1 protein-coding gene is annotated in these 2752 nt (G+C 30.6%); it reads left to right on the top strand.

All coding sequences use genetic code 11. The annotated features are described in order from the left end of the window. Positions 1 to 271: 271 nt before the first annotated feature. A partial coding sequence (locus tag CI949_RS19455) for an anti-phage-associated DUF1156 domain-containing protein (RefSeq protein ID WP_290769488.1) occupies positions 272 to 2752 on the top strand: 2481 nt, incomplete at its 3' end.

The following is a 2752-nucleotide window of genomic DNA, read 5'->3' as shown; positions in this document are numbered from 1 at the left end:
AGTTTTGAGTACAGAGGCAGCTGCCTGCTAAAGCAGCAGAAAACAAATGGGACACAACATACGGGTTAGGAGTTCATATCAGCCTCAGGGGATCAAACTCTAGAAGTAGTCATGTAAATACATGCTACAAGGAGGATCTAAATCTATCCTGGATATCTTTTGATATCATTATATCAGGGACTAAATCTAAAATTAATAGAAACAAGCAAATTTATATTTGAATGGTGATATATTTCAATATCACTAAGTATATTATACGAGGAGGATTATTTTGTTAGATTATAATAAATCATTTATTGAAGTTCAATTTCCAGTTTCAAGAATATCTAAGGAAAGTTATAAAGAAAGAAAAGCTAATCTAGGGCAAACACTTACTGGGTTAGGTAAATGGTGGGGTCGAAAACCACTGGTTATGGTTAGGGCAGCTTTATTAGGGACCTTATTACCAGTTTCAAATAATTACAATAAAGATAGAGAAATATTCCTTAAAATTATGACTATGGATGAAGAAGGTTTGTGGTTAAGAAAGTATAAAAATATTTCTAAAAAGAAATTATGGCAGCTTACTACTGAAGAAGAAAAAGAACAATATTTTCGAGAGGGTTCAACTGCTAAAAAGCCTAAATATCCTAAAGGTATGTCAAGAGAGAACAAGAAGGAGATGAAAGAAGAACTACAGAAAATAGCTTTTAATAGATTATCTTATGATGATAAATTAAGATACTGTAAAAGACCTGAAGAAGTCGAATTGACTGATGAAAAAGAATGGGAAATTATTAATGAACATTTAAAAACTAATGCAACAGATTTACAAGAGTTAATTCAAGAGTTAGGGAAGAAAAAGTTTAATCATATTCCTAAAGTTGGTGACTGCTTTTCTGGTGGGGGTTCAATTCCATTTGAAGCAGCAAGAATGGGGGCTGAAGCTTTTGGGTCTGATTTAAATCCAATTGCTGCACTTTTAACATGGGCTTCGTTAAATGTTGCTGGTGCTTCTGATGAACAAATTAATGAATTAAAAGAATTTCAAGAAAAAGTCTATAAAGAAGCTAATAAACAAATAAGTGAATGGGGAATTGAGCACAATGAAAAAGGACATCGTGCTGATTCTTATCTTTATTGCAATGAAGTAGAATGTCCAGAGTGTGGTTATACAGTTCCATTAGCTCCATCTTGGATTATAGGAAAAGGCACAAAAACTGTTGCTATATTAAGGGAAGACAATATAAATGAAAGATTTTTTATAAATATTATTCAAAATGCTAACAAAAATCAAAGAGAAAAATCTAAAAAATCATCTACCATTGACAATAATAAAATTTATTGTCCTCATTGTGAAACTAAGACCCCTATTACAAGCATTAGAAATGATAAAAAAACAAAAGATGGTACTATTTTTGGTTTGAACACCTGGGGGAAAAATAAGTTTCAATATGGAGATGAAGATGTTTACAAAGAGAGATTATATGCAATAAAATATATAGATGGGAATGGAAATAGATATTATTCTTCCCCAACTCAACATGAGTTAAAACAAGAAGAAAAAGTTATTGATTTATTATCAGAAAGATTTAATGAATGGCAAAAAAACGGATATATACCTTCTGGCAGAATAGAAAAAGGTTATAACACTGATCAAATTATGAGAGAAAAAGGTTGGGAGTACTGGCATCAATTATTTAATCCTAGGCAGTTATTAACAAATGGTTTGCTAATGAAGTATTCTGATAAATTTTCTCAAACAAAAAAAGAAAAAGTAATTCAATTACTTGGTGGAAACAAATGTTTAGACTGGAATTCTAAATTAAGTATGTGGGATAGTTATAAGGGGTGTGAAATAGTAAAAAATACTTTTTCAAACCAATCTTTAAATACATTATTTAATTATGGAACTAGAAGCTTATTTCTTTTAAGTAATAGTTGGTTTTATAATATTAACAATTATGATTTTAAAAACAAAAGTAAAGTTTGTCCAATTGATGCTAGACAAATTAATAAAAACCAAGATGTTTGGTTTACAGATCCCCCTTATGCAGATGCTGTTAATTATCATGAATTATCAGAGTTCTTTTTGTCTTTAGATCAAAACTTTTTAAAAGATATATTCCCAGAATGGTATACAGATTCAAAAAGAGTATTAGCTGTAAAAGGAACAGGCCAATCTTTTAATGAGAGCATGGTTGAAATTTACAAAAATTTAGCTGATAACATGCCTGATAATGGCTATCAGATTGTAATGTTTACCCATCAAGATGTAAAAGTGTGGTCAGAACTTACTATGATTTTATGGTCTGCTGGATTAAAAGTTGCTTCAGCCTGGAATATATCGACTGAAACTAACTCTGGGGGATTAAAAGAAGGCAATTATGTTAAAGGAACTGTATTATTAGTTCTTCAAAAACAAAGTTCTGATGATTTTGCTTTTCAGGATGAAGTATATGATGAAATCCAGATGGAAGTTAAAAAAATGATTGATTCAATGAAAGGTATTGACTATAAAGATATTCCTGATTTTACTGATGCTGACTATTTACTTGCTTCTTATGCGGCAGCACTTAAGGTATTAACAGGTTATGGAGAAATTGATGGTATAGATATTGATTATTGGCTTTCTGGAGATAGAAACGAGGAAAGTCCAGTTGAAAAATTAATTAAAAAAGCTCGTGATGTAGCTAACAGCTACCTTATTCCAGAAGAATTTGAAAAAAATCACTGGTTTGAGTTATCGAATGCTGAAAGATTCTTTATTAGA

The sequence above is a fragment of the Halanaerobium sp. genome (assembly GCF_003070835.1).
This window is presented reverse-complemented; position numbering and strand designations above follow the sequence as displayed.